This window comes from Mycolicibacterium elephantis DSM 44368 (assembly GCF_004014805.1).
Classification (GTDB): domain Bacteria; phylum Actinomycetota; class Actinomycetes; order Mycobacteriales; family Mycobacteriaceae; genus Mycobacterium; species Mycobacterium elephantis.
In genome coordinates, this window is sequence record NZ_ATDN01000066.1 from 1 (window position 1) to 766 (window position 766).

The window sequence follows — 766 nt, forward strand, 5'->3', positions numbered from 1 at the left end:
TTCACCGAACAAACCGTGGCCCGACTCGCCCAAACCGCCACCGTCGCAGACGGTTCCGTCGACGAGTTCGATGAGGGCTCGGGAGCCGTACCGCTCACGCCGATCATCGGGTGGCTCCGCGAGGTTGACGGCCCCACCGATGAGTTCAACCAGACGGCGTTGATCCAGGCCCCGGCCGACGTGTCCGAGGCCGATGTGTTGGTGATGTTGCAGGCGCTGCTGGATCGGCATGCGATGCTGCGCCTGCGTGTCGACGACGATGCGGGCGGCTGGTCGCTGACGGTGCCCGAACCCGGCACCGTGTCCGCCGCCGACTGCCTGCTGACCGTCGACACCCTCACCGACGACGCCGTGGCCGAGGCCCGTGCGCGGTTGAACCCCGCCGCCGGGCGCATGGTCAGCGCCCTCTGGGTCGCCTCCACCGGTCAACTCCTGGTCGTCGCACACCACCTGGTCGTCGACGGGGTGTCGTGGCGAATCCTGTTGGAGGACCTCAACCTCGCCTGGACCCAGCACCGCGCCGGCCAACCCGTGCAGCTACCCGCCACCGGGACGTCGTTCGCCCGGTGGGCCACGCTGCTCACCGAACACGCCAACAAACCCGAAGTCGTCGAGCACTTCCAAACCTGGCGAGAGATCGCCTCGGTGCCGTCGCCGTTGCCCGCGGTTCAGCCGGTGGTCGACACCTATGTCAACGCCGGCAGCTTGGCGGTGGACCTGGATGTTGAGACGACCCGGATGTTGTTGGGTGAGGTGCCCGCGGCGT

General features: G+C 68.4%; 1 protein-coding gene. It reads left to right on the top strand.

Annotated elements, in window-relative coordinates; all coding sequences use genetic code 11:
• Nucleotides 1–766 (top strand): condensation domain-containing protein (locus MELE44368_RS23840; RefSeq protein WP_164890213.1); only part of this gene is annotated, 766 nt, incomplete at both ends.